General features: G+C 42.3%; 19 protein-coding genes. 8 read left to right on the top strand and 11 right to left on the bottom strand.

All coding sequences use genetic code 11. The features are described 5' to 3' along the window. Nucleotides 1–5: 5 nt before the first annotated feature. The 3 genes from minE to cobO all read left to right on the top strand — a co-directional run bounded on the left by minE (nt 6) and on the right by cobO (nt 2,645). Nucleotides 6–383, top strand: a complete 378-nt coding sequence (gene minE, locus HC643_RS04790; RefSeq protein WP_038081413.1) for a cell division topological specificity factor MinE — start codon at nt 6–8, stop codon at nt 381–383. Between the two features lie 352 nt (nt 384–735). Next, on the top strand, nt 736–1,923 hold the full coding sequence (locus tag HC643_RS04785; protein ID WP_038081414.1) for a DUF4336 domain-containing protein: 1,188 nt from the start codon (nt 736–738) through the stop codon (nt 1,921–1,923). A 59-nt stretch (nt 1,924–1,982) separates the two neighbouring features. Continuing rightward, nucleotides 1,983–2,645 (top strand): cob(I)yrinic acid a,c-diamide adenosyltransferase, encoded by a 663-nt coding sequence (gene cobO / locus HC643_RS04780; RefSeq protein ID WP_038081415.1) that lies wholly within the window; start codon nt 1,983–1,985, stop codon nt 2,643–2,645. A 38-nt stretch (nt 2,646–2,683) separates the two neighbouring features. On the opposite strand, the gene HC643_RS04775 is transcribed toward cobO, so the two are convergent. From HC643_RS04775 to HC643_RS04760, 4 genes are all read right to left on the bottom strand, one after another. Further along, on the bottom strand, nt 2,684–3,268 hold the full coding sequence (locus HC643_RS04775; protein WP_038081417.1) for a hypothetical protein: 585 nt from the start codon (nt 3,266–3,268) through the stop codon (nt 2,684–2,686). Nucleotides 3,269–3,881: 613 nt separating this feature from the next. After that, nucleotides 3,882–4,865 carry an RNA polymerase sigma factor, RpoD/SigA family gene (locus tag HC643_RS04770; RefSeq protein ID WP_038081418.1) on the bottom strand — a complete coding sequence of 328 codons (984 nt, stop codon included), beginning with the start codon at nt 4,863–4,865 and terminating at the stop codon, nt 3,882–3,884. A 1,101-nt stretch (nt 4,866–5,966) separates the two neighbouring features. Next, nucleotides 5,967–7,697 carry a helicase HerA domain-containing protein gene (locus HC643_RS04765; RefSeq protein WP_038081420.1) on the bottom strand — a complete coding sequence of 577 codons (1,731 nt, stop codon included), beginning with the start codon at nt 7,695–7,697 and terminating at the stop codon, nt 5,967–5,969. A 148-nt stretch (nt 7,698–7,845) separates the two neighbouring features. Next, on the bottom strand, nt 7,846–8,643 hold the full coding sequence (locus HC643_RS04760) for a glutathione S-transferase family protein (RefSeq protein ID WP_038081422.1): 798 nt from the start codon (nt 8,641–8,643) through the stop codon (nt 7,846–7,848). A gap of 298 nt (nt 8,644–8,941) precedes the next feature. On the opposite strand from HC643_RS04760, the gene HC643_RS04755 reads away from it, so the two are divergent. Next, nucleotides 8,942–9,796, top strand: a complete 855-nt coding sequence (locus HC643_RS04755) for a fasciclin domain-containing protein (protein ID WP_038081424.1) — start codon at nt 8,942–8,944, stop codon at nt 9,794–9,796. Between the two features lie 113 nt (nt 9,797–9,909). Here the strand turns inward: HC643_RS04755 and HC643_RS04750 are convergent, their stop codons facing one another. The 3 genes from HC643_RS04750 to HC643_RS04740 all read right to left on the bottom strand — a co-directional run bounded on the left by HC643_RS04750 (nt 9,910) and on the right by HC643_RS04740 (nt 11,345). Continuing rightward, entirely contained in the window at nt 9,910–10,284 is a 375-nt protein-coding gene (locus HC643_RS04750; protein WP_038081426.1) for a response regulator, read from the bottom strand. Between the two features lie 140 nt (nt 10,285–10,424). Next, the gene (locus HC643_RS04745; RefSeq protein WP_153021534.1) at nt 10,425–10,562 is read right to left on the bottom strand and encodes a hypothetical protein; all 138 of its coding nucleotides are present in this window, start codon (nt 10,560–10,562) and stop codon (nt 10,425–10,427) included. Between the two features lie 3 nt (nt 10,563–10,565). After that, complete coding sequence (locus HC643_RS04740; protein ID WP_038081427.1) at nt 10,566–11,345, bottom strand: hypothetical protein; 780 nt, start codon at nt 11,343–11,345, stop codon at nt 10,566–10,568. Nucleotides 11,346–12,003: 658 nt separating this feature from the next. On the opposite strand from HC643_RS04740, the gene HC643_RS04735 reads away from it, so the two are divergent. Then, nucleotides 12,004–15,420, top strand: a complete 3,417-nt coding sequence (locus tag HC643_RS04735) for an ATP-binding protein (RefSeq protein WP_050046421.1) — start codon at nt 12,004–12,006, stop codon at nt 15,418–15,420. Nucleotides 15,421–15,781: 361 nt separating this feature from the next. Then, on the top strand, nt 15,782–18,196 hold the full coding sequence (locus HC643_RS04730) for a PAS domain-containing hybrid sensor histidine kinase/response regulator (protein ID WP_050046422.1): 2,415 nt from the start codon (nt 15,782–15,784) through the stop codon (nt 18,194–18,196). Nucleotides 18,197–18,308: 112 nt separating this feature from the next. Here the strand turns inward: HC643_RS04730 and HC643_RS04725 are convergent, their stop codons facing one another. From HC643_RS04725 to HC643_RS04715, 3 genes are all read right to left on the bottom strand, one after another. Then, nucleotides 18,309–18,623 carry an RNA recognition motif domain-containing protein gene (locus HC643_RS04725; RefSeq protein WP_038081429.1) on the bottom strand — a complete coding sequence of 105 codons (315 nt, stop codon included), beginning with the start codon at nt 18,621–18,623 and terminating at the stop codon, nt 18,309–18,311. A 182-nt stretch (nt 18,624–18,805) separates the two neighbouring features. Then, the gene (locus tag HC643_RS04720) at nt 18,806–19,990 is read right to left on the bottom strand and encodes an ARPP-2 domain-containing protein (protein ID WP_038081431.1); all 1,185 of its coding nucleotides are present in this window, start codon (nt 19,988–19,990) and stop codon (nt 18,806–18,808) included. A gap of 58 nt (nt 19,991–20,048) precedes the next feature. Further along, complete coding sequence (locus HC643_RS04715; RefSeq protein ID WP_038085074.1) at nt 20,049–21,482, bottom strand: hypothetical protein; 1,434 nt, start codon at nt 21,480–21,482, stop codon at nt 20,049–20,051. Nucleotides 21,483–21,614: 132 nt separating this feature from the next. Between HC643_RS04715 and HC643_RS04710 the strand changes: the two genes are divergently transcribed. Further along, complete coding sequence (locus HC643_RS04710; RefSeq protein WP_153021535.1) at nt 21,615–21,767, top strand: hypothetical protein; 153 nt, start codon at nt 21,615–21,617, stop codon at nt 21,765–21,767. A gap of 18 nt (nt 21,768–21,785) precedes the next feature. Here HC643_RS04710 and HC643_RS04705 read toward each other — a convergent pair whose 3' ends face one another. Then, nucleotides 21,786–22,169 (bottom strand): alr0857 family protein, encoded by a 384-nt coding sequence (locus HC643_RS04705; protein ID WP_038085079.1) that lies wholly within the window; start codon nt 22,167–22,169, stop codon nt 21,786–21,788. 283 nt (nt 22,170–22,452) lie between these two features. Between HC643_RS04705 and HC643_RS04700 the strand changes: the two genes are divergently transcribed. After that, the gene (locus tag HC643_RS04700; protein WP_167844623.1) at nt 22,453–25,506 is read left to right on the top strand and encodes an NACHT domain-containing protein; all 3,054 of its coding nucleotides are present in this window, start codon (nt 22,453–22,455) and stop codon (nt 25,504–25,506) included. Nucleotides 25,507–25,560: the final 54 nt, after the last annotated feature.

Here is a 25,560-nt window from a genome sequence, read left to right as displayed (position 1 = left end):
CCGCAATGATTGTCGAACTTTTAGAAAAACTTTTTTCGCGCAGTGCTGACACCAGTCGCACTCAGGTTAAACGTCGTCTGCAATTAGTTATAGCTCACGATCGCGCTGACCTCAGCCCCCAAATCTTAGAAAAAATGCGGCAAGAGATTTTAGAAATTGTCTGCCGTTATGTAGAAATTGACAAAGATGGATTGGAGTTTTCCCTCGAAAGCAATCAACGGACAACTGCTCTGATTGCCAACTTGCCAATTCGGAGAATCAAAGAAAATTTACCGGAAGAGATACTGAAACCTGAGGTTGTTACAAAAGAAGCAACTCCAAAAGAAGCGACGCCAAAAGAAACGATACCAGAAATAGAAGTTACCGATAAAGTTACCGATTGAAGCCTGCTCTGTCAAAGCAAAGGTAATCTTTTTCACTTGGTTTAACGTTACTCTCCCCCTCTCGTTTTAAGAGGCTCGGAGGTTAAGCTTTATCGAACTTACGATAACCTGAATATAGCTGTAGTTGAGAACTTCTCACGAAGAAGGGCTATGAGATTAGTGGTAATTGTTTCACGAGCAAGCAATGCTCGTGACGTTGCGTAGATTTGCCCTTAGATATATTCATGTTTCATGAAACTAAATTTTTCAGCTTTTAAATACTCTTCTGGAGAAAGATAGAGGTGAGATTGGTTGAGAGTCGTACAAAGTAATTATTATATTTATTCTTAGTGAAGTGCTACAGGAGCAAAAAATGCATTCCTTATCCAATCCAAAAGATTGGTCATGGCCGTTCTGGCCAGTTGTACCGCTTTATCCCTATGGTAGGAGGCGCACACTCTGTAGGGAAGTCGTTGAGGGAACTATCTGGACATTCGAGCAAGTTCAGGGCATTCTCTACACTGTTGTCCCGATCCGCATGACTGTTGTAAAGCTTTCTGGTGGTGGTCTTCTCATTTATGCCCCTGTTGCCCCAACTCCTGAGTGTATCCGTTTGCTCAAGGAAGTAGTTGCAAAGCATGGTGATGTTAAGTATATCATCCTGCCAACCAGTTCTGGTTTGGAGCATAAGGTTTTTGTTGGTCCCTTTGCCCGTCGCTTCCCTCAAGCCCAAGTCTTTGTTTCTCCCCATCAGTGGAGTTTTCCAGTCAACCTACCTTTGAGTTGGCTTGGCTTTCCTTCTAAAAGAACTTACATCATTCCGGAAAATAGCAGTGAACTTCCCTTTGCTGATGACTTTGATTGTGCTGTATTGGATATCAACTTGGGAAGGGGTTCTTTTGTAGAAGTTGCTCTCTTTCACAAGCGATCGCGTACCCTACTCTTGACCGATACTATACTTTCAGTACCCGAAGATCCGCCCGCCATCGTCCAGTTAGATCCATATCCCCTGCTATTTCATGCCAAAGACAGCGCACTTGAAGCGATTGAGAACAACGAAACAAATCGCCGTAAGGGATGGCAACGCATTTCATTGTTTGCTATTTACTTTCGTCCCAGCGATTTGAAAATGTTGGAATTGGGAAAGATGGTACGCGATGCTTTTAAAGCACCAGATCGATCTGCAAAGGCATATTTTGGTTTTTTTCCCTTTCAATGGCAAGAAAACTGGAAGTATTCCTTCGATGCTTTGCAAAGTGGGGGGCGTCCCTTTGTAGCACCCATTTTACAAACCCTAATTCTTCCTCAAGCACCAAAACAAGTTCTCCATTGGGCTGATAAAGTTGCTACTTGGGATATTCACAGGATAATTTCTTGTCACTTTGACTCGCCGATTGAAACAAGCCCGGAGCAATTTCGACAAGCATTTGCGTTTCTAGAAAAACAACACTCTCTGGATGGATATCAGTCTTTACCAGAAAAAGATTTGAAATTTATTAAGGAACTTGAAGCGAGTTTAGTCCGTAGTGGCATTGCAAAACCAGCTAAGGAAAATTTGTAATTCAGCACAATGTTCCCATCCTTTCGATAAAATGTAGTCACAATTTCAAGGCGATCGCTATGGCAACTAATGAAACTTGGGAAACAACCAGTAATGTTTCTGTAGGAGAAAATTCTTCCCTAACACCAGAGCAGTATCGTAAAAAGATGCAGCGACGTAAAGAAATTCAAGAACAAAGAGTTGCTCAAGCGTCAACCGAAAAAGGATTAATTATTATTAATACTGGGAATGGCAAGGGTAAGACAACAGCTGCATTGGGAATGGTGTTGCGATCGCTGGGCCATGGTTATAAAGTGGCGATTATTCAATTTATCAAAGGAGCTTGGGAACCTGCTGAGAAAAACGTGCTCGGCATTTGGCAGGGAGATTTGCTAGAATTCCACGCTTTAGGCGAAGGCTTTACCTGGGAAACTCAAGACCGCGATCGTGATATTGAAAAAGCGGTTGCGGCTTGGCAAAAAGCACTAGAGTACATTTGCAACCCAAATTATAAGTTAATTTTGTTAGATGAGATCAATATTGCTCTAAAACTAGGTTATTTAAGAACTGAAGAGGTTTTGGCAGGATTAGAACAAAAGCCTTATGACACCCATGTTATTCTGACTGGTAGAGGTGCGCCTCAGGCATTAATTGAACAAGCAGATCTCGTGACGGAAATGACGTTAGTCAAACACCCTTTTCGGGATCGAGGCATTAAAGCACAGCCAGGAATCGAGTATTAATTATGAATTATGAATTGTGAATTATGAATAACTACCATTCATAATTGATTTTTGCACATTTGCAAAATTCTGCGATCGTCTGCACTTGCGTTTAGTGGATGATATGTTTGTAGTGCGATTGAGTGGTCATAAGTGGTAACTTCATCATCTATCAGACGAGGTACGCTACTGCTAGTCGCTATTTGAGCCGGGTTTTTGTCACCGGGGTAACCAGTTACAGTCATTGCCAACTCACCTCTGGAGTCAAGAGTACCGTTAAAACAACTAAATTCCGAGTGAGGCATATATAAAGCGCCTAACACTTTACCCTGTTGCTTTTCAAACACAATGTAACCCTGTCCGAGTTGACTTGGTTTTGGTGATTCACCATAAAGGTAAATACCATCCTTTTGAGGAATTTTTGCTCTACTCAATGCAGATGTAGAGTTTTTTACCAATCTTTGAGAATTGGTGCTTGGTGTACCAAGACCAAGAGCATTGACTTGTTGTAAATTATTTGTTACTTTAACCGGAGTAAAATCGTTACTGAATGCTGCTTTAGTTTGGCTGGCGAAGGTGCCAAGCATGAGAACTAAGCCAACAAGGGGAAATCCCATCTGACGTAAAGGAAAGTGCTGTTTCATATTTTTAGGCACCCTACTTGCCTACTAAAGTTTACAATCGTGTCTTGATGTTCTGTGACTTATATTTAACGTACTTGAGTCGTAATTTGTTTGTCTCCGCCAATAGTTGGATTTGTATTTTTCTGAAAAATCCTCTAGTAAAGAATTAAATTACTACTTTTTTTGGATTGTTAATTTTAAGTATCCATCTTTAGCTCATCCTACTTCTACTGTTGTAGACCATATGTGGTAGTGTGCTCTGGACAAGAGGAACTACAAAAGCAAATTTATGAATTCCGGATAAGAACCAGAAATTTTTCCAATTTCTTTCCTTATTCCTTATGAGTACTGATAGATAAGGAAATATATAAAAATATTGGATTTTTCAAATATTAAATAGGGTAGTATCTATCAAAGTTTAAAAATACGCCCTAGATTTCATAAATTGCATAAAAAGCTAAATTTGTAAAGCTTAGAATTGAGTATATGTTAAAGTTTTTATGAATAAAAAATAACCTCCTAAGTCAGGAGGCATACTACTAATGGATCGATTGTTTAGTTGGTTCAGAACCCCGACTTCTTTGAGGAAGCCAGGATTCTTTTTTGCAACTTATGGAATGAATGCAGTCAGTGACTAGCTAGCAACATATTCTTTAACGTTAGCGCGGCGACGGCGCAGGTGAGCCAGAGCTTGATGCTCTAACTGACGAACCCGTTCCCGGCTGAGGTTAAGGCGTTCGCCAACCTTAGCCAAAGACATTTCGTTCCCATCAACTAAGCCAAAGCGCAGGGCGAGAACTTCTCTCTGCTGAGGAGTCAGTTCTGCAAGCATATTGTTCAAGTCTTGGCGCAAGAATTCCTGAGTGGTGTAATACTCTGGTGATGGACCTTCATCTTCGAGCATCTCTTGTAATTCAGTGTCTTGGTTGTCGCCAACTTTTACGTCTAAAGACACAGGCTGACGCGCCATATTTAAATACTCTCGAATTTGCGCGGGTTCTAATTCGAGTTCTTTGGCAATTTCAGCAGGAGAGGGAGATCTTCCCAGTTTTTGTGCAAGTTCCCTCTGCACTTTCTTGATCTTGTTCAGTTTTTCTGTAATGTGGATGGGTAAGCGAATAGTACGACCTTGTTGGGCGATCGCTCTTGTAATTGCTTGACGAATCCACCAGTAGGCGTAGGTTGAGAACTTATAACCCCGCGTTGGATCGAATTTCTCTACACCTCGCTCCAATCCTAGAGTCCCTTCTTGGATCAGATCCAGAAACTCCATATTCCGCTTCTGGTATTTTTTAGCAATAGCAACCACTAGGCGTAAATTCGCCTCAATCATCTTCTGCTTAGCCCGTTTGCCTTGGTGAACAACTTGCTTAACCTCAGCTTCTGACTTGCGGACATGAGCAGCCCACTCTTGTAATGTTGCTTCGTGACGCAGTTTTTTCTCTAAAGCTTCTTTCGCTTCGACAAGCGTCATCATTTGTTGTACCTGCTTCCCGAAGACAATTTCTTGCTCACGGGTTAACAATGGTACACGACCAATCTCGCGCAGATAGGTTCGCACCATATCAGCCGTGAATTTGGCGTTTAGGTTTTCGGTTTGGGCATCAACTGTAGGCATCGGTGCGTTTTCCTCTATTCCGTAAACAAAGTTAATAAATAATGAAGACAAAAGGGGATTGCAATGCACTCCTTATTACGTATGCAGGAAACTACCAATAACAAACTGTTATATACAGGTTTTGTGGTGACGGTCATCCCTTAAGGTAAGTTCCCCATCTTTTCCACATTTTGGAAGCGCTCTTAAGCATTCTCGTAATTATCAAGAATTCTTTTGTCTGTTAGTCGCTGGCGGCAACGGATATAATATGAAGTCGATATGAGTTTTACTTACATTATGGTACGACAGTTTTTGTCGAACGTAAAGTACTGGAGTTAAATCTTTCAATTATAAAACAAAACGTTTTGGTTACACGAAAACTCTGACATTATTTTTCATATATTTATAATGACGCTAAAACCCCCCTTCCGGTCTTCCTCCAATAGCCGGATAACCGAACTGAATCGCTTCCTATTATGGAGGGATGTCACGAAATCTCAAAATTGGAAATAGAGATTTAACAATTGGTAGTTACTTCCTCTATTTCACAAATACCTACCATCACAAGAAACAGAGTTGGGCGTCGAACCTTTCTCTATTAAGGTACATGACAATCATTACAAACATCTGTTAGTCAGAATGCGTTTTCAGAGTGAAGTTACCTTTTTTAGCATTATGCAAGGTCTCCTTCAATAAGCCCGTACAGCGATCGCCCGCAATTACTGTGGTTCTTTGCTTCTTTCCAAGGACAAACCCGAACATAATCTTTATTTACTGGTAACCCTTACAACACACTCTTCAACAGGTTTTTTACATCAAAGCGCTTTTGGTTTTTGCTCAAATCCCTAACTCGCTCAATGTAAACTGCCCCTACAAATTTTTTAATAAGTCTTTCTTTTTCATTATAGCTCATTCCTAATACAGATGAAAAGATCTTGTTCCTGCTTGCCGATCCTCTAAAGTTCCCAATTGTTGTAGGACTGACACTGCCTGCCCTACGCCTGATGGCGAGAAGAGAGTATGTCAGTTGACCGCACCTCTTATCAACCATTCAGGCTTTTATTATAATACAATATACTACATGAGTAGTATAAAAATCAATACTGGGCTCAGCCATTGCTTCTAAAAACCCAGATCTGCTTTAGCAAGTTCAGCCGCAGCAAAAACTTCTGCATCCGGCTTTTCTTCCCAATCGGTATCACCAATTTCCTCATAGAATTTGGCATCATAGGGACGAGTCCGCACGACAACTGGCATGGGAACAGCATGACCGAGAACCAAAGCTTGTTGCTTTGAATCCAACTTTGCCAAAACTGACTTCAAACTACCAGCACCGGAAACACCAGTAAAAATTGCGTCTATATCTTTTTCATCATTTAACAAAGCGGTGATCCGAGTTCCAATCTGAGACATCACTTCATTGTCTATACCCGATGGGCGTTGATCGACTACTAAAAGGGTGACAAAATACTTACGCATTTCCCGAGCGATCGTACCAAAAATAGTACTTTGTACGGTCGCAGGGTCTAGAAAGCGGTGTGCTTCCTCAATGGTAATCATCAGTTGGGTCGGTTTATCGAGGGGATTTTTTGACTGTAAAAACTTTTCTGCCTTACTTACATAGTGTTGGTGAATCCGACGGGTAATCATGTTAGTGACTAACATATAGGAAAGCATATCCGCCTGGGAACCAAACTCCACCACAATGTTTTTACCTGCTTCCAAAGAACGTAACATCTGATTGACATAGTTCTGAGGGCAGGCAGCACGCATATACTTTAAGTTATCCAGTCGTAGAAGTTTTCGCTGCAAAGCAGTAATGGAACCCTGGTGTCCCCGCTTTTCCTCACAAAACATCTTTATTTCCTCATTTGTCATATTTAACAACTGAAGAATCCAAGACTTGCCAAACTCAGCGTAGAGAATGTTCGCGTTATCGATACTGGCTTCGGAGAGCCCTAAATCTCTAGCGCATAACTTTACGTCTTCAACTTCAATTTGTTCGTAACTCAAATAAAGTTCTTGTGCGTGAGGAACTCCCCGACGCTTGGTTGATTCTGGATCGAGAGTATAAACCTCTACTTTTGAGGGAAATAGCTGCTTTAAACCTTTGACAGTACTAAATTGTTTGCCTTCCGAAACAGCTTCCCAGCCATATTCGGAGTGCATATCAAAAATCAAATTGACTGCTGCGCCTTTACGGATTGTTCCAGCCAAAAGTAACCTTGTCAAAAAGGATTTTCCAGTACCCGATTTACCAAAAACACCGTTACTCCTTTCTACAAATCTGTTTAAATCGATACAAACTGGCACATCCATATCGAGTGGTCTGCCCATGGAAAAGTTTTTCCTCTGGGGGTCATCTTCCCAACCAAATACTCGCCGAAAATCGTCAACAGAAGCCTCATAAACTTGGCTAAAATGGCTTGGAATTGTTTTTACTGGTAGCAATTCCATCGTCGTACTGGTTTGAGGTTGAAATGATGCTAAACCTGTCGTTGATGGAACAAATGGATTGATAGATTTACCGTTAGTTGGAGAAAAAGATTCTTCCGATTCCGGAGTAAACATCAGCATGGGAGCAAGGTTAATTGTGCCATATGTACCTCCTCCCGCTAAAACTTCTCGTAAAAAAGTGTCATCCCAATTAGGAGGGTTAGCAGTGATTCTCTGATTGGCTATTCCCAAAGAAACATCTGTGAGCATGCAGAAGAAACGCGATCGCACCCCTTGTACCACCAAAAATTTACCTACCCGCATATCTTCCACAGAAATATCGGGGTGCAATCTTACTTCCAATCCCCCTATGAGAGAGCCTTGTATAACTGAACCTAATGGCTGTCCCAAACTCATTTTTACATTTTCATTTCTTGCATATGTTGCATTGTAAATGCAAACTATATAATTTGCGAAAAAATTTTGCGAAAATTGCTAATTGCTAATTGCTAATTGCTAATTGAGATTAACCATTAGCCATTAGCCATTAGCCATTAACCATTAGCTATTCAATTTGAATTGAAGTTGGTGAACTTGGTGTTGTTGGTGTAGTGGAACTTAATAGAGGTTTGCGAAATTGAGCATAAAGCCTGTCACGCCAGCTAAAAAATGGTTCATAAGCTGGATTTTCTGCAAATAGAGGGACTCCTTGTCCTCTCAGAGTTGCTGGTAAATCCAAATAAGGACCATCGGGAAATTTCAACAATATAGATAAACCCGCCACGGCAAAATCAGCTAGGGTTGGTTCATCTCCTGTTAAATAGGGGCTATCTGCCAGTAATAGGGTGAGAGCTTCTAAATCTTGCTTTAAATCCGCGATCGCACTTTTGATGACATCAGGGGTATAACCAACTCCTACACCCATAATTTGCAGCAATTCTGCAGGTACGCCTTGGACGACAGTTTTTAGAAGATCTGGTGTTGTGCTTGGCAGTAGAGATTTGCGAAAATTCTGATTTTGGCTAATAGCAGAAAATAATGCTTTGCGACTTTTTGTCCCTATTGACTCATCTGCCCATTCTTCTATTAATAGAGTGAGACCTCTTTGCTTGGAATTTTTTGGTAGCAAGGGGCGATCGGGATACTCCGAGTCTAAATACTTAGCTATTTCTGTAGAATCTGCTATATACCTAATTCCATCTTTTAGTACTGGCACTTGCCGTTGACCTGTCAAACGGAATAACTCTACCTGTCCGATTCCGGGTGTTACCTCAATTTTACGGTAATCCAGACCCTTGTAATCTAGAATCAGACGCACTTTCTCTGAGTACTGAGACAGTTCAAACTGGTATAATTCCAGCATTCTTCAGTTCCTGTGCTTAGTGTACTTATTGATTCTACAATCTTTACTTGAGTAGTCCAAATAATCACTGTTAATTCTTGGGAACTTTAGAGGTGATTAAAACGTCTGTGGGGTTCTTTGGCAAGTCAAATAACTCATTGATAATAAAATACTATACTTATCTCCTGTTCAATTTTCAAACAAAAATAGAGATAGTCAATTGGTGAAAAAATCTTACTGCTTTTGTGGGATTTTCTGTGTAACAAAATGATATAAATCAATAGTGGTGATATGTGAAAATAAAAGCCAAGTAAGTTTTATGAAGGTTGAATACGGCAATTTGCTGAAGCAATTGGCTAGCATCGTAGGAGTAACGGGTGTGAGCCTCCTGCTTGGGTTACCTGTTGGGGCAAACGAGGTATTAAATCCCAACCCCAGTATTTTCAATGAAACGCCTTATAACAAGAGTCTGCGTTTTGAGGTTAACCCACAGTCTACACACAAAATACCTGCATCAGAAGTCACAAAGTCCACTAAGAAAACTCCAGCTAAAAATGTAGTGGCGCAAGGTGGTGTGACAAATCCCAAACCAAGCATTTTACAGGAGTGTCCCTATAACCGTGCTGCTTGTCCTGGAGGTGGGAGCAGTCCCACACAAAGTCCATCCAACACTCCTGACACTACACCTCCTTCTAGTCCAACAGAAACACCCACTACACCGACTACACCTCCAGAGCAGCCTTCCTCCGGTACTTCTGAGGGGAGAAATATAGTCGCAGTAGCAGAATCTAACGGGTCTTTCACAATGCTTACCAAGGCATTAAAAGCAGCTGGGCTAGTAGAAACTTTACAAGGCAAAGGACCTTTCACTGTTTTTGCGCCTACTGATGCCGCTTTTGCCAAGTTGCCACAAGACGCAGTACAAGATTTGTTAAAGCCTGAAAACAAGGAAGTACTGACGAAAATTTTGAGGTATCACGTTGTTTCTGGTTCAGTACAATCTAGTGATTTGAAATCAGGCGAAGTTAAAAGCGTTGAAGGAGGTGCTATTAATGTCAAGGTTGAACAAGGTGGTGTCATGGTTAATGATGCTAAGGTCGTTCAACCTGATGTTAAAGCTAGCAATGGCATTATCCACGTAATTGATAACGTCATTTTACCTCCTGATTTATAAGTAGTTGGGGGTTAGTAGTTAGCAGTTAGTAGTTGACTTGCTAACTACTAACCCACACGGCTATAGTTTCTAGGATTTTTAGAAAAAGTACGATATGAAAATTTTTTCTGAGGTTAATTCCAAACAGAGTTGATTTTAGCTAACAAGCGATCGAAGTTAATTGGTTTGCGGATAAAATCATCTTCTTTTATCTTCAATTCATCTATAACACGAGTGTCATCAGAACCAGTTACAAGTAAAATTGGAATAAAAGGTAAATTCTCATTTTGACGGATACATTGAGTGATTTCATAGCCATCCATTCCCGGCATCATCACATCTAGCAACACTAGATCTGGAGGAGAAGCCTCAATTTTAGCTAAAGCCGAATTTCCATTTGTTGCTGTATCGACTTCATAACCTTCAGCTTCTAAAGCAGTTTGAAGTAACGATACATTAAGTGCAAAATCATCTACAACCAAGATTCGGCGACGCTGAGCACAGTGCATAAATGTAATACCTAAATTGTTAAAAAGTTCCGTTAAAAAAATTAAGTATATATGCTTAAACGTTAATATGATTACATATTATTTTAATATTTAAAACCAACTTTTGATAGTTGACATATATCTTTAGGTAGGAAGCACTGTTACGATCGCTTTTGCTCCTTCTTTTTGTACTGGTACAGCACGCTGTAAATAAGACAACCATTAGCAACAGATAAAAAGCGGAAATTCAGAGCTTTTGCGCCTTCTCCCCCAGAAGCAGTACTTGGGGCTGCCTTCACGTACTAGGTTGATTCTTGTAAAGTGTTTCTAGCCCCTTTTTTATTGCCAGCTGAACCGCGAACAACCAAGCGATCGCCCACCACTTCCACCTCATCTACCTCTACGGGTAAATTTTCCAATTTCTTGGCAACTTGTTGGTTTAATCGTTCTTCTGAAAACCCAAAGCGTTTAGATAAATCTAAGAGAGAAAAACTGATACTACCAAGCTTAATGCGAGTTGTGTCATCTAAGCTGACTTGTTTGTTGCGGAGAGTCGGTTTTCCTTCCACTTCCACATAGACGGCATGATACCTCAAGATTGGTATAGCTGAGAGTAACTTAGAAACGACTATTTGTTCTCCCTTTTGCAACTCGTTGAAAGGAATTGCTCTTAAATCAATCACTGCACCTGTCATAATTTTACCGTTTTCAATATGAGTCTTTGTGCTGACAACAGCTTGAGCAAGATGACTTTTGTTAGTTGATTGAGCAATTCCCGAATCAATCAGAGCATTCACTTCATCCGCATCTAGTTGCACTTCACCTTTGGCTTTTGAGCTTTTGAGATGGTTGGAAATTTTATGCAACACTTGCTTTTGTGCTTGTTGTTTTTGCGCTTTTTGAAGTTGCTTGGTTTGGTCAGTTGGGGGAGCCACATTAGCAGACTGGGGCGGGCTAGCGGATTGAGTCTGTGAAGTTTTATACCAATCTGGTAGTTGCGTTACCTGATACCAAAAAAAGAAGAAAACAGCACCAGTGCCAGTCACACTAAGGCTGATTAGAAATAATAGTCGCTTGAGCATAAGCGAATAATAATAGTTATAAGTTGTATTGATTTTGATACATCCCCAATTTCTTAGCGTCGAGGTACAATTCACTATCCAAGAGAGTATTAGAAGTATCTAGTATCGCTAAGTTGCAAAGGAGACGCTATGCGATAAGCTAGGTACAACTTGTACCAAGGGCAATAAGCTGGGTATGGCTTGAGCTTCGCGAATCGCATTTGTCAAAAGTCCAGTTGTTTACTGTTTTGTACACTAGGGGGCTTGCCATACTGTACTGTGACAATCTTTGACAAGGTCGTGTCTTTATATTCTTGACAAGATATAAGATTTACGCATTATGAATTTATGATAAAGAGCACAACCTTTATAACACGCAAATAAAATCAATGACATAGAACACCTGTACTGACTTTTTATAGTTTAACATCTTCCCCTGTGCTTTTCTGCTCGTAAGTGCATTAGACTCATCGCTATTAAAGCAGCCCGAGCCAGAAGAAATCGACAAAGCAGAAGTCCCATCACAACGCCAAAAAACAAACTTCAACAAGTCAAACGGTGACTTATTTTAGTTACCACGTAGTTGGTTACTCCGCACTCTTCAGGTGATTCTCTTGTAGAACGCACTCGGACTTATAATATATATCAACAGCCGTATAGGTATACGGGTAAAACCTCCATGAAACGCGATCGAACGGGAAAATTTATCCACAGCTGGGAAACGGAACCGAAGCAGGCGGTCAACTTATCCCTAACTAAGACGGCTTGGCGAATTCTAAAACAGCAGGCACTTGAACGTGGGTTTTCGCGTTCTGAGTTGGTGGAACGGTATGCTCGTAATTTGCAATCAGATTTGTCTTTGAACAACCCCAGATCCAATAACGACAAGCTGAAAGTTTGCCATTCAATAGAGGAAAAGGAAACACAACAAAGAGCCGATCGGGGCTTAGAAGAACTTGTGGCAGAACGAACGTCCCAATTGTGCCAAGCTAATGCAAAACTGCAACTGCAAATTGTTGAACTGCAACAAACTATTGAAGCTTTGCAGTCATGCCAGCAATGGGAACAACGACTTCAGCAGAACGCACAAGCTCAAGTTAATCAACGCCAATGGTTGGAAGCAGTTCTCAATCTGCTGCCCATTCCGCTGGTATTTGTTGAACCCCAAACGGCTTGCTTCACCTTTGCCAATCAGGCTGCAAATGAAATGGCTGGCGGTGAAATTCCTGACAATCGCCCCGCAGGGGTCTATGATACAGAGTTTTCCTGCACCGATGCTACAGGGCAACAAATTCCCCCCGACCAACTTCCAGCCGTCCGGGTGGCTAGAGGTGAAAAGATTCATGGGGCGGAGTTAAATTGGCATACTCCAACTGGTGTTTACTCTCTGCTGGTTTATGCAGATACCTTACCCGCAATGTACGATCAACCAGCAACTTGCCTGATGGTGTTTCAAGATATTCGCGATCGCAAACAACTTGAAGCGGAACTCCGCCGTCGAGAGCAAAGGTTTAAAACTTTAGCTGAAAATTCCCCAGATATCATCAGTCGAATTGATTCAGAGTTTCGCCATCTTTATGTTAGTCCTGCTATCGAGCAGGTGACGGGCATTCGAGCCGAAGAGTTCATTGGCAAAACCAACATTGACTTGGGTATGTCACAAGAGAATTGTCAGATCTGGCATGAAAACTGGCAAGAAATATTCACAACCGGGCAAGGTCGCTCGATAGAGTTTAGCTTTGAGACACTGAAGGGTACGCGTTGGTATCAATCTCGTTATATACCTGAGTTTGCAGCCGACGGCACGGTCGAATCAATCATTGGCTATAATCGCGATGTCACGGAGTTCAAGCGGATTGAGCAACAAGAGCGTTTTCTCGCTCAAGCATCGCAAACCTTTGCAGCAGCAAGTTTGGATTTGCAAACGGTTTTGAACACTATAACTCAACTTGTTAGTAAATATACAGGTGATGTCTGCGTACTGAGCCTTCTCTCAGAAGATGGACAGTGGCTTAACCCAGTCTCTGCGTATCATGCAGACTCAGAGGTACTAGAATTCGTTAGTGAACTGTTGAAAAGTTATCCTCGCCGCGCTGATGAAGGAATTGGGGGGCGAGCAATCCAAACTGGAGAACCCCTGTTGATGCCAGTCACATCACAACAGGAATTTCGTGCCATTATCAAACCAGAGTATCAGCGCTACTTGGATCGCTTTAGGGTTTACAGCATATTGCTTGTGCCACTGAAAGTACGAGGACAAGCGATTGGAGTGTTGAGCCTAACTCGCCATCGTGTCAACGAATCTCACAATATCAATGACTTGAGCTTATTTCAAGATTTAGCAGACCGGGCGGCATTGGCGATCGCTAATGCTCGGCTCTATCAACAAACCCAACAAGCACGCCTGATAGCAGAGCGCACTGCCGATCGTACTGCTCGCCTCCAATCAGTCACAGCGGCACTTTCAGAAGCACTCACTCCATCTCAAGCTGCAAAAGTCATTGTCGAGCAAAGTACTGCCGTATTGAACGCAGGTTCTGCGATGGTAGCAATTCTCAACGATGAAGGTACAGACCTTGAAATCATCCATTCTATTGGCTACGAGCAGAATTTAATTGAGGCATGGCGTTCCATTCCTCTGAAATCATTCGTACCACTGGCAGAAGCAGTACGCACTGGCATACCTATATGGGAAGAGCCACTCGAAGAAAGACTTGCTCGCTATCCCCACTTAAGAGATGCTTATACCCAAAACAATTTTGCAGCTTGGATTTCGCTCCCCTTAGTAGTTGAGGGTCGGGCTCTAGGTGGTATAAGTTTCGGCTTTGTTGAATTTTGCCCATTAAGTGATGGCGATCGCTCGTTCATCCTGGCTTTAGCTCAACAATGCGCTCAGGCCATCGCCCGTGCTAAACTCTATGAAGCCGAGCAACGAGCAAAAGCTACAGCCGAAGCGGCAAACAGAATCAGGGATGAATTTCTTGCTGTTCTTTCCCACGAACTGAGAACACCAATGAATCCAATTTTAGGTTGGACGAAATTACTCCAAGGGGGTAATCTCGACGCTAGCAAAACAGCAGCGGCTCTGTTAACCATTGAGCGTAATGCCAAGTTACAAGTCCAACTCATTGAAGATTTACTCGATATTTCTCGCATTTTGCAAGGCAAACTAAGTTTAAATTCAAGTTTGATTGACTTAAGATTAACAATTGAAGATGCGCTCAAAACAGTTCAATTGGCAGCCCAAGCTAAAGCAATTCAAATTCAAACTTATTTTGAACCAAATGCAGTGAATGTTTTGGGTGATGCAACTCGTGTGCAGCAAGCCATTTGGAATATTCTATCTAACGCTATTAAATTTACTCCCAATAGGGGATGTGTAGAAATCCATCTCAAGCAGGTTGGCAACCAAGCCCAGATCGCCATCAAAGATACAGGCAAAGGTATCAAGTCTGATTTTTTGCCCTACGTCTTTGATTATTTCCGTCAAGCTGATAGCAGCATAACTCGAAATTTTGGAGGTTTGGGGTTGGGGCTTGCAATCGCTCGACATATTGTTGAGCTACATGGTGGAACTGTCAAAGCTGACAGTTCAGGAGAAGGACAGGGAGCTACCTTTACCATCATCCTTCCTCTGATGTCAGCATTAAATTCAACAAATCAGGAGATGACATTTATGCAAGACACACTTACGTTGCAAGGAGTTCAAATCCTGGCTGTTGATGATGATGCAGACAATTTGGAATTAGTGACTTTCGTTTTGGAACAAGCTGGTGCTGTTGTGACTTCTGTGTCTTCTGCTCAAGAGGCGATTGCAAGACTTCAGAAAACCCAGTTCGATATTTTGCTGACTGACATCGGAATGCCTAAAATGGACGGCTACACATTATTGCGCCAAGTTAGAACCATGGAACCAGAAAGAGGATTAATTCCAGCGATCGCTCTGACTGCTTATGCAGGAGAAATGAATCAGCAGCAGGCATTAGCTGCAGGATTTCAGTTACACATCCCCAAACCAATCGATCCAGAAGTTTTGATTGAGGCAGTTGTCCGCACTGTGTCGGATCGTTCTAAGATGGTGTGGAACGATCGCTAATCAATGGCTTAAAACCTTTGTCAGCGTCAAATCCAAGTATAGGTTAAAGGGAAGTTCTATCTAAAGGTAGAGAAGCACTTGTGCAATATTTGGGAAGAATATTAAGTACGAGCACCTGACGTCTAGTTGTGGCAAAGGCAACCAAAAGTGAGCAAACTAACTTGTTAACTCTGGCAATTGACAACTGCATGAGATGTCGCTTGTGGTACGGGTGAAAATTGGGAAAACGGTCGCGTGCAACCATCACTTTTAGTTCTGATACAAAGAGCAGAGTTAAACAAATCGGGCAATTTATGAGAATCAAGCCTGCGGGAGATGGTAAAAACCTCATCGAATATTCTTCAGAAGCGGAGCCTAGAGCGTGAGCGATTCAGAAAAAGCAACTGACCCTGAGGCAAACCGTGACCAAATCACCAAGATTCTTGAAAGTATTACAGATGCCTTTGTCGCTTTTGACTCGCAGTGGCGCTACACATATGTCAATCAGCAAGCCGCAAAGCTTTTAAACAAAACCCGTGAAGAACTCCTTGGCAGACAGGTATGGGAAGAGGTTTTTCCAGAGGCAGTTGGAAATTTGGCATACCAAGAACTTCATCGTGCTGTTACTGAAAAAGTGACTGTTGTATTTGAACACTTTAGTCAGTTGCTGGGTAAATGGTTTGAAATTCACGCTTACCCTTCAAGTGATGGTCTTGCTGTTTATTTTCGTAACATCAGCGCTCGCAAGCAGGTTCAAGAGGTACTTGAAGAACAGGAAAGAAAATACCGCTACATCTTTGAAGCTACAGGGGTCGCGATTTGGGAAGAAGATTTTTCTGCTGTCTTTGAAGCGATCGAGCATTTAAAAGCGCAAGGCGTCCAAGATTTTCGAGCCTTTTTTGTGGAACATCCTGAGTTTGTACAACAGGCAATTGGCATGGTGAAAATTGTCGATGTAAATGACATGGCGGTACGGATGTTTGGCGCTCTCCACAAACAGGAACTTTTGAATTCCCTTCACCAAGTCTTTGTACCAGAAACTTTAGAGGCATTTGTTGAAGAACTTTTAGCATTTGCTAGCGGTCAAACTTACTTTGAATCTGAAACCATCATGCAAACCATAGATGGAGAGCGTCTCAACGTCCTGTTTACGATTACATTACCGCCCCAAACCAGAAAAGTAAATAACGTGTTGGTGAGCATTATGAATATTACTGCTCGCAAGCAAGCTGAGAAAGCACTGCGCCAAAGTGAAGAGCGATTTCAGGCCTTTATGGACAACAGCCCAACCGCAGCATGGATTACTAATGTAGATGGATGCATACTTTACCTTAATCCTACTTATTATCGAACCTTTAAGCTACCAACCAACAATGCGATCGGCAAAAGCATCTTCGATGTGTATCCGAGTGAGATCGCTCAGCAATTCCTCGATAACATTAGAATGGTTGCTCAAATAAATCAAGTGCTTGAAGCGATTGAGCTTGCTCCTCGCACTGATGGTACGCTTGGTGACTTTTTAGTCTATAAATTTCCCCTAACAGATGGGTCAGGGCAATGCTTGGTAGGAGGTGTTGCGGTTGACATTACCGAACGAGAACGCGCACGTCGGGAAAGCGAACGTGCAGAACAAGCACTCCAAAAGCAGACAGAACAATTGGTTCAAGCTAACCGCATCAAAGATGAATTCTTGGCAGTTCTTTCTCACGAACTTCGGACACCACTCAATCCCATACTTGGATGGTCAAAGTTACTCCGAACAAAAAAGTATGATGAAGCAACCACTGTTCGGGCTTTGGAAATCATCGAGCGGAACGCCAAACTTCAGACCAAACTGATTGAAGATTTGTTAGATGTCTCTTGCATTCTGCAAGGCAAACTCACTCTGAATATTGGTACCGTCGATCTTGCATCTGCGATCGCAACAGCAGTAGAAACTGTAAGTTTAGCAGCCCAAGCCAATTCGATTCAGCTATTAACCGTGCTTGAACCAAATGTAGGACAGGTTAGGGGCGATTCAGTTCGCTTACAGCAAGTGATTTGGAATCTGCTGTCTAACGCTATTAAATTTACCTCCTCTGGCGGAAAAGTAGAAGTTCGTTTGGAGTCCCACGGTTTAATGGCTCAGATTCAAGTATGCGACACGGGTAAAGGAATTAGTCCTGAGTTTCTGCCCTACGTGTTTGACTACTTCCGACAAGCTGACGGCACAACGACCAGGAAATTTGGTGGACTCGGTTTGGGATTAGCCATCGTCCGCCACATTATAGAATTGCATGGCGGTACGGTTAAGGCAGAAAGTTTGGGTGAAGGACAGGGAGCAACTTTTACCGTCATGCTACCACTGATGAAAATGCCCTTACAGAGCGCTCCCAAGCTCAAGCAATCTGTTGAATCTCTCCCTTTCAATGGGGTAAAAATTTTGGTGGTGGATGACGAGGTTGACACGCGGGAGTTAATCGCTTTCATACTAAGGGAGTCAGGAGCAGAAGTCACGCAGGTGGGCTCGGCTTGCGAAGCACTACAAGCTCTGACGCAATTTCAGCCTGACTTGTTGTTAAGCGATATTGGAATGCCAGAAGTAGACGGTTATATGCTGATACGTGACATCAGAGCAATGCCACCAAACCAGGGAGGGCAAATTCCAGCACTTGCTCTGACTGCTTACGCTCTTGAGGGGGATTCTCAACAAGCGATCGCTGCTGGATTTCAGCAACATATTGCCAAGCCGATAGATCCCACCGCTCTAGTTACAGCCGTAGCTAATCTTACCAGACGTTGTAGCCAGAGGATTTGACCCGCAACTATCAAAGCAAAAAAGGACAGAACTAGTCTGTCCAAAATCTGCTTAAGTTAAATTGTGTATTGGAATGAACCGATGGCGGACATCTCCAAAACTCATATTAAGCTTAGTAGCGTCCTCTAGAGTAGCCGCCCCCACTGTTTCCACGTCTGTCGCCACCAAAGGAAGAACGCTTGTCTTCGCGTGGCTTAGCCTTGTTAACTTTCAGGCTGCGACCCATCCACTCTGCACTGTCAAGAGCTTCAATAGCTGCAGTTTCTTCAGCTTCTGTTGCCATTTCTACAAAGGCAAATCCCCGGACGCGACCTGTTTCCCGGTCTGTGGGGACTTGAACGTTTTTAACAGTTCCGTATTCTGAAAAAACTTGTTTGAGGTCGTCTTGTCCGACTTCATAAGATAGGTTACCAACATAGATTGACATAAAAGATCTCCGAAATTACGCGGTGTTGAGAGTTAAATTCGGAGAGACACTTGTAAATAGATAAAGACAAATTGCACAACCGAATATAATCCTAGTTACTAATAATAACACAAATTTTCTAATGTGTTGAAAAATTTCAAAATATTGCTAAACTTCAAGCTTGTCAAAAATACCAGACAGCATCATTTCATCTTACGTGCTTTCTTCCGTGCTGCATCCCGCACCTGTTGATTCAATAAGTAACCAAAACCAGCTTTTTCCAGACGATATACAAACTCCTCACGAGTATGATTCAATGCTGCTGCAGTAGCATCCACATTCCAATTGTGTTTGGCTAATACACTCAGTAAGTAAACTCGACGAGTTTGTGCAGCTGACAGACGATAAGTTTTAAGGTATTCCAACTCTCCGCTGTCACGTGCGATCGCTTCCCCGATGTGATTTTCCTCTTTAGGATTCAAATCAGAAATAAATCTTTGCAGAGAAAAAGGACCAGCACTATAGACTCTTTTAGATGTAACGCCACGTCCCAGCAAACCAGAAGCCATAAAACCTTGAAACGATGCCCAATCAGAACGCATTGTTTGTATAGCTTGCCGCAAATCTGCCAAGCTATTAACCTTAGACTCCTCTACAGACACATCCATTGGAAAAGTCGTATCGTACAGCAAGCCATACTCATAGAGCAATTCCCCATAAAAGTCTTCCAGCAAACTCGTATGAAGCAGTCGGTAATCTTGCGGAGTCGGAACCACAAACGCAGAAGCGAGGGCTTCGGCAACAAACACCAACACCCCTACCTGTTTTTCATGAATCTCAAATACCCGCAAAGCTTCTTCTAGCCCAGCAATGTCACGTCCATTCACAGAAGTTTCATAACGGCATCCCAAACCATAAGAAAGAGCATACTTAGAATATTCACTCCAAGCAATATCAGGTCCAGAGAAAAACATTGACAAAAAACCTTCCATTGCCAAATGCAGGGGTAAAAAACGCAATTGGTTGTTCCCTTCCCGCTTCGCCATGCGATGCATCAAGCGCACGCTTACACAACCACAGTCCATCCGTTTTCCGTCACTGTTAGCCATCTGTCCCCCATAAGCAGCAACCGGGCTACCATCATTTGTCCAAGACATAACCAGTCCGTGAGGTACATAAGAAAAGTACTTCATTCCCGGTTCTATCATTTGCCCTTTTAAAGAGACAGCTGTGAGGTCTTCGTCATAATTACGGCGTAGCAAGCGCAAGTCACCATGCACCTGACGGCGCAACAGAGGTACAAGCCGCACCGAACCCCAAACTTGTGAAGGTGCGATGTCTAATCCTTTTAATGATATGTTGGCGATTAAGTTAGTTTTTTTTGCCATAAGAATATTTGATGATTGCTAATGGCTAATGGCTAATTGCTAATGGCTAATTGCTCTATTAGCCATTAGCACACAACATCAATTCCACTCGTTTTGCTAGATATGCTTCGAGTTCTGATAAAGGTGCAGAACCATCAGCAAAGCGAGCAAAGCCAAGCAAGGTAGGTAAATCTTCTGCGTCTCTCAGCCCCACAGTAGGAATGCTAGAACTGAGGGAACGCAACGAGTAATCTTCTGAAGTGAAAACTGGATTGCAGTGAACTATAGAAGTTTTCTGCATCGGATCTAAACGGGTACGGTAGATACGCAAAATTTCTGCAGCACCACGAGGGGGATCGTTCTCACAACCATCAGAAACAATAATGACTAAGTCTGCTCCCCACTCTAAAGCATCTAGTAAGGGGGAGGCTAAGTCAGTTTGTCCGCGAGGATGCACCAGGAGAGCATCTTTTATGGGTGTCGTCCAAAAATCTTGGTATTCTTGAGATGCAGCTTTTAATAAATAATGTGTAGCTAATGCCACGCCTAATGGACGGCGGCGCTTTTCTAAAGATCCAGAACTAGAATAGCTGCAATCCAATACCGCTGCCACTCGCCCCAGTTTTAAAGGTGCTTTTTTTAATGCCAACCAAGCAGATTTTTCTAGCGCTCGATTTAAAGTTTGCCATTCTTGCTGTCGAGTTTCTATAGGTAAGGAGAGAATATATAATGCCAAACGAGTTAGGGGAAGACGACCCAAATCGAGGTTAATTTCTATTTCGTAAGTGCGTTCTGCTGTATTCTGAAAACGTAGCTTTTCAGTTACAGTCATGCGTTCTTGAATGCGAGACAAAAACACGTCACGGGGAATTTTATGCTTTGCAGCCAAACCTTCTGCAATCGTAAATGGTAAGTCATAAACAGCTTCAGCGCTATAATGTGCCTGACGAAACTTTTCAAATAATTCTGTTTCGTAAACTTTTTGTTTCCAGTTTTGAAAAAGAAAGTTTCCTAGTTCGCCTTGCAGTTTGAGGTGGGCATGAGAAACAATTGCTCTTACCTTGGAACGATATTTGACAGCATCAAAGCTGATATCTCGACGCTGTTGAACATACTCGCGTGCGATCGCTCGACTGCGGCGGTTATTAATTCGCTGTTTCCGCAACTGTTGCAATACTCCCCAAGCCCTTTGTGGAGGTAATTGTTTTAGTGCTGCTGCAATTAATGCGCCTTCTTCTTTACGGTAATCTGTTTTAACATCTCGCCCCGTTGCTAATAGTTTTAAAATAATTTGTGCCTGATTAAAGTGATTGATACCAGACGCTAAAGTGCGTGTATAGAGCAAGCGGTAATTACCTATAATATAGTCATGTAAAAAATTGATAGAAACTTGCTGACCGAAGGCATCATCATAAAATTCTTTTTGTCCGGTGCAGGCAAGACAAGCATTAATAAACATAACTAAATCTTCTCGTGCTACCTGCTCGACTCGCTGATTTGAATTAGCAGCCATAACCTAAGATAAAAAATATAATTAACAGAATCTTTGAAATGGATGTTTGAAAAGTTTTTGATAATGTATCAAAGTTTCACAGATCTCTCTAAATTCCCCTTTTTAAGGGGGATTTTTAGAGTATCCTACTAGATGATTCCCATAAATGAGGATGCTGTTTGGGGAAAGGACGCACGACTTAGGTTGAACAGCTTAACAGGCTATGACGGAAGTCGCACAAAAGTCCCACAAACAGCAAGACTGAATATTTTGGATGAGCGATCGCGTTCTCAATCCAAAATTTAAAATCTCAAATAATATCAGTTAACCGCGAACGGATGACTGATAACAGGTTACTGATAATTGCGACAGTCGCTGCAACAATAATTCTGTAGATGGTGAAAGTGCAGCCACAAAAACACCTGTTTCACTTTCTACATCTGATGTCACCCAAAGACCTTTGAGAACAACCTCAACAAAGTCAGCATCACAAGGGTAAATTTTTATACTATCTTCCTGAATTGAGCTTTCCATCTCAAGCAAGCAAGAAACTTTAATCCCGAGCAGAAAAGAAGCAGTAGTGGGTTCAACGTGGATACCCGTGGCTAAGCGTACAGCCAGTGCGACTCTAATGTTAAGCCAATCTTCCAAAGATTCATTTAAACGCTCTAGGGTGAAGTTATTTTCAGTATAAGTTAGTTTCAGCATATCAACTTCCAGACATACGGTTATAGAATCTTTGGTGTTTCCTTTTCTATACATCACTTTACTTGGAACAAATTCCCTAAAGCTAACAAAAGTCGCAACAGTGAAAAAGCTTGTAAAATCTGGATTAGACTCTTAGGGGAAGTTGTTAAACTTGGGGGAATCCCCGAACTTTTAAGTCAATGGAAACTAGGAGAAAGAGCCCTATTCCATTTTCCAACCTCCATGCCCCTAATTCCGACTTCGTGGACGTCCCGAGTTCCCCATTCCCCAGCCCCTAACAACGATGGCAAGACCAAGCTATGGCCCAGAAGCAAAAAAACGAGCAAAGCGCTTGTTAGAAGTACTGTTAATGTATGCTACTGATGAATTGGGTGAGTTCAACGAAGCAGCATTGGATGCGCTTCGCCCTCAAGTTCAGATACGATGGCAAACAGAGAATCGCTTGGTTGTAAGAACGAAAGTTAGATTTTTGATAGCGTTGACAAGTTTGGAGTCAGAGCAAAATTCGTTAAACGGCGAACAAATTAAGGAAGCGTTGAAGCGATTTGAGGATTTTTTGGAGATTCTGGAAGATAATCGTGCATCGCGGGGTGGTTCGGAAACTTGGCACTTTACACTCAAGCTGTGGTACAGCCGTTGGGATAAGGAAGCTAACTTACGACAGTTTGACACGGAGTGGGAAACCCGTCGCCCTGAAAAGTCGAAGTTGGGGGACAAGGGGGAGAGGGGGGACAAGGGGGACAAGGGAGAAATTTTCCTCTGTTCTCCCCCTAGCTCTCCATCCGTGTCTCCCAACTGGCAACAACTATGCCGCAGTACCCTAGAGGCACAAAATCAAAGACGGTTAACGACTAATCCCCTAACAAGTTTGGATGGGTTGAGTTTCGAGCTAGATGAAGTATATGTGCCTTTGGGACTAATGGAACGAAAACACAGAGATAGGCGCAGTGAAGATGTTTCTCCCGTTCAAGGTTCGCAATTATATGAAGCAGAAGATAGGGTGGTTACTCAAACTTTTACACCCGATGAATTTTTGGAACAGGTTCTCAGGCAAAGGCGCAGCAAGCGGATTGCCATAGTTGGAGAACCAGGTGCAGGAAAAACCACCTTACTGCAAAGGATTGCGTTTTGGGTATTGGATAATACAGAAGATTTACCTGTTTGGGTCTCGCTCGCAGATTTACAGGGAAAGACTTTGGAACAGTATCTCGTTCAGGATTGGCTGCGGTCGGCGACTCGCAAGCTCTCTGTTTCCCAGGAAATACAAGAGGCATTTTGCGAACAGTTCAACCAAGGAAGAGTATGGTTACTGCTAGACGCAGTTGATGAAATGGCAATGGAATTCAGTCATGCTTTGACCAAAATTGCTAGTTTCTTAAAGGGGTGGGTAGCAGATGCGAGAGTTATACTGACTTGTCGGCTTAATGTTTGGGATGCGGGAAAAAATGCTTTAGAATCTTTTGATACTTATCGCAACCTAAATTTTACTTACGGGGATTCTCAAACACCAGACCAAGTAGGGGTCTTTATTTATCGATGGTTTCGCGACAATCCTGAATTGGGACAGAAATTAAGATCGGAATTAGATCAACCGGGGAAAGGGCGGATAAAAGATGCAGTCAAAAATCCGCTACGCTTGGCGCTCATGTGCCACAGCTGGGGATTGAGACGGGGAGGATTGCCCAATACTAAAGCTATGCTTTACGAGCAGTTTGTGGAAGCTATATATGAATGGAAACAAGATCGATTTCCCACAACTTCCACCCAGCGTCAAGAATTAAATAAGGCATTAGGAAAATTAGCGCTACAGGCTATGGCGCAAGAAAAAACTAAATTTCGGCTCAACCATCGCTTTGTTTGCCAAGTATTAGGTGCGCCCGATGAAGGGATGTTTCAGTTAGCACTACAACTGGGTTGGCTGAATCAAGTAGGAATATCAGAAACCCAAGGGGAAAAAGTTTATGCTTTCTACCACCCCACTTTTCAAGAATACTTTGCCGCACTTGCCGTTTGCGATTGGCATTTTTTTCTAAATTGGGAGAGTGGTGAGTGGGGAGAGGTGAGCGGTGAAAATACCCTACTCCCTACTTTCCGTATTTTTGAACCTGAATGGCGGCAAATTATTTTGTTATGGTTGGGAAGGGAGAGTATACCGCAAGCACATAAGGAAGAATTTATTCAAGCACTGACCCAATTTAAGGACGGTTGCGGTGGTTTTTTTAGCTATCAAGCTTATTTTCTGGCAGCACAAGGAATTGCTGAGTTTGCAGAGTGTTCTTTATGTCATAAAATTGTACGACAGCTGATTGAGTGGCGATTTGGTTATTACCATGTCGTTAAACAAAAGTGGTGGCGCTTTCCCTCTCCTATTTTGGAGGGCGCACGAATTGCATTGTTGAAGACAGACCGCAGATGCGCGATCGCATCTCTAGAAGAGTTTATCCAAACCAGCCAAAACGACTTTGACAAATGGAATGCTGCTTACAGTTTGGGAAAAGTTTTCGATCCGGGGAATCGAATTGCGATCGCAGCTTTAGAGCATATAGTAACATCCATCCAGCACGAAAATCTCTGCTGGCAAGCAGCAGATAGCTTGGGAAAAGTTGATCCAGGTAACCCAGTTGCGATCGCAGCACTGATACAAATTATTGATTCTACCCGAAAGGACTCTACTCGTCGGAAAGCTGCTTATAGCTTGGGCAAAATTGCTCCAGAAAATCCAATTGCTGTCTCTACACTTGAAAAAATTATCAATACAACAACTCATGATGCTTTAAGACAACAAGCAGAAGAGAATCTAAAAGTGCTTCGTGGGAAAAAAGAAATTTTGCATCAAGAATTTGGCAATTTAGAAGATAGAGAGGCACTTTTACACCACAATCAAATAGAACAGACTAGTGGTAATGCTAGAGTCATAACTTCTCTAGTGGAAGGAATAGCACTGACTACAGATGAAGATAGTAAAAGACGAAGAGCGTGCAGGTTAGCCAAAATCGATCCAGGTAACAGAATAGCATTTTATGCCTTAGTCAATCTTGTAAAAAACGCAAGTAGCGAACTGGTTCGCAAGCGGACAGCAGATAATTTTAAAAAAATTCTTCTTGACGAACAAATACCAGAATTAATAAGCTTATTAAAAAACTGTTTTTCTGATGAAGTCACAGAAAACGAATTAGAGGAATTTCGTCACTGTTATAAACTTATATGGTATTGCTCGGAAAAAATGAATTATGTAGAGTTTTTTAGAATATGGCACTGTATCAGTGACAGGCGAGCCATAGGTCACAATAAAGACCAGAGCAGTAGGGTTGGCAATGACAATCCTACAAACGAATAACAATTAATTATTTGCACAACTGACCGATCCCAATTCTATATGAGGTTGCGCTTA

Origin of the sequence: Tolypothrix bouteillei VB521301, assembly GCF_000760695.4 — a bacterium.
Classification (GTDB): domain Bacteria; phylum Cyanobacteriota; class Cyanobacteriia; order Cyanobacteriales; family Nostocaceae; genus Scytonema; species Scytonema bouteillei_A.
This window is presented reverse-complemented; position numbering and strand designations above follow the sequence as displayed.

What these genes read in the sequence shown, in the direction of transcription:
- HC643_RS04700 (WP_167844623.1), top strand. Translation starts at nt 22,453, where the DNA reads ATGGCAAGACCAAGCTATGGCCCAGAAGCAAAAAAACGAGCAAAGCGC.
- HC643_RS04755 (WP_038081424.1), top strand. Translation starts at nt 8,942, where the DNA reads ATGAAGGTTGAATACGGCAATTTGCTGAAGCAATTGGCTAGCATCGTA.
- minE (WP_038081413.1), top strand. Translation starts at nt 6, where the DNA reads ATGATTGTCGAACTTTTAGAAAAACTTTTTTCGCGCAGTGCTGACACC.
- HC643_RS04720 (WP_038081431.1), bottom strand. Translation starts at nt 19,990, where the DNA reads ATGGCAAAAAAAACTAACTTAATCGCCAACATATCATTAAAAGGATTA.
- HC643_RS04705 (WP_038085079.1), bottom strand. Translation starts at nt 22,169, where the DNA reads ATGCTGAAACTAACTTATACTGAAAATAACTTCACCCTAGAGCGTTTA.
- HC643_RS04770 (WP_038081418.1), bottom strand. Translation starts at nt 4,865, where the DNA reads ATGCCTACAGTTGATGCCCAAACCGAAAACCTAAACGCCAAATTCACG.
- HC643_RS04750 (WP_038081426.1), bottom strand. Translation starts at nt 10,284, where the DNA reads ATGCACTGTGCTCAGCGTCGCCGAATCTTGGTTGTAGATGATTTTGCA.
- HC643_RS04775 (WP_038081417.1), bottom strand. Translation starts at nt 3,268, where the DNA reads ATGAAACAGCACTTTCCTTTACGTCAGATGGGATTTCCCCTTGTTGGC.
- HC643_RS04785 (WP_038081414.1), top strand. Translation starts at nt 736, where the DNA reads ATGCATTCCTTATCCAATCCAAAAGATTGGTCATGGCCGTTCTGGCCA.
- HC643_RS04760 (WP_038081422.1), bottom strand. Translation starts at nt 8,643, where the DNA reads ATGCTGGAATTATACCAGTTTGAACTGTCTCAGTACTCAGAGAAAGTG.
- cobO (WP_038081415.1), top strand. Translation starts at nt 1,983, where the DNA reads ATGGCAACTAATGAAACTTGGGAAACAACCAGTAATGTTTCTGTAGGA.
- HC643_RS04765 (WP_038081420.1), bottom strand. Translation starts at nt 7,697, where the DNA reads ATGAGTTTGGGACAGCCATTAGGTTCAGTTATACAAGGCTCTCTCATA.
- HC643_RS04715 (WP_038085074.1), bottom strand. Translation starts at nt 21,482, where the DNA reads ATGGCTGCTAATTCAAATCAGCGAGTCGAGCAGGTAGCACGAGAAGAT.
- HC643_RS04735 (WP_050046421.1), top strand. Translation starts at nt 12,004, where the DNA reads ATGAAACGCGATCGAACGGGAAAATTTATCCACAGCTGGGAAACGGAA.
- HC643_RS04725 (WP_038081429.1), bottom strand. Translation starts at nt 18,623, where the DNA reads ATGTCAATCTATGTTGGTAACCTATCTTATGAAGTCGGACAAGACGAC.
- HC643_RS04740 (WP_038081427.1), bottom strand. Translation starts at nt 11,345, where the DNA reads ATGCTCAAGCGACTATTATTTCTAATCAGCCTTAGTGTGACTGGCACT.
- HC643_RS04710 (WP_153021535.1), top strand. Translation starts at nt 21,615, where the DNA reads ATGATTCCCATAAATGAGGATGCTGTTTGGGGAAAGGACGCACGACTT.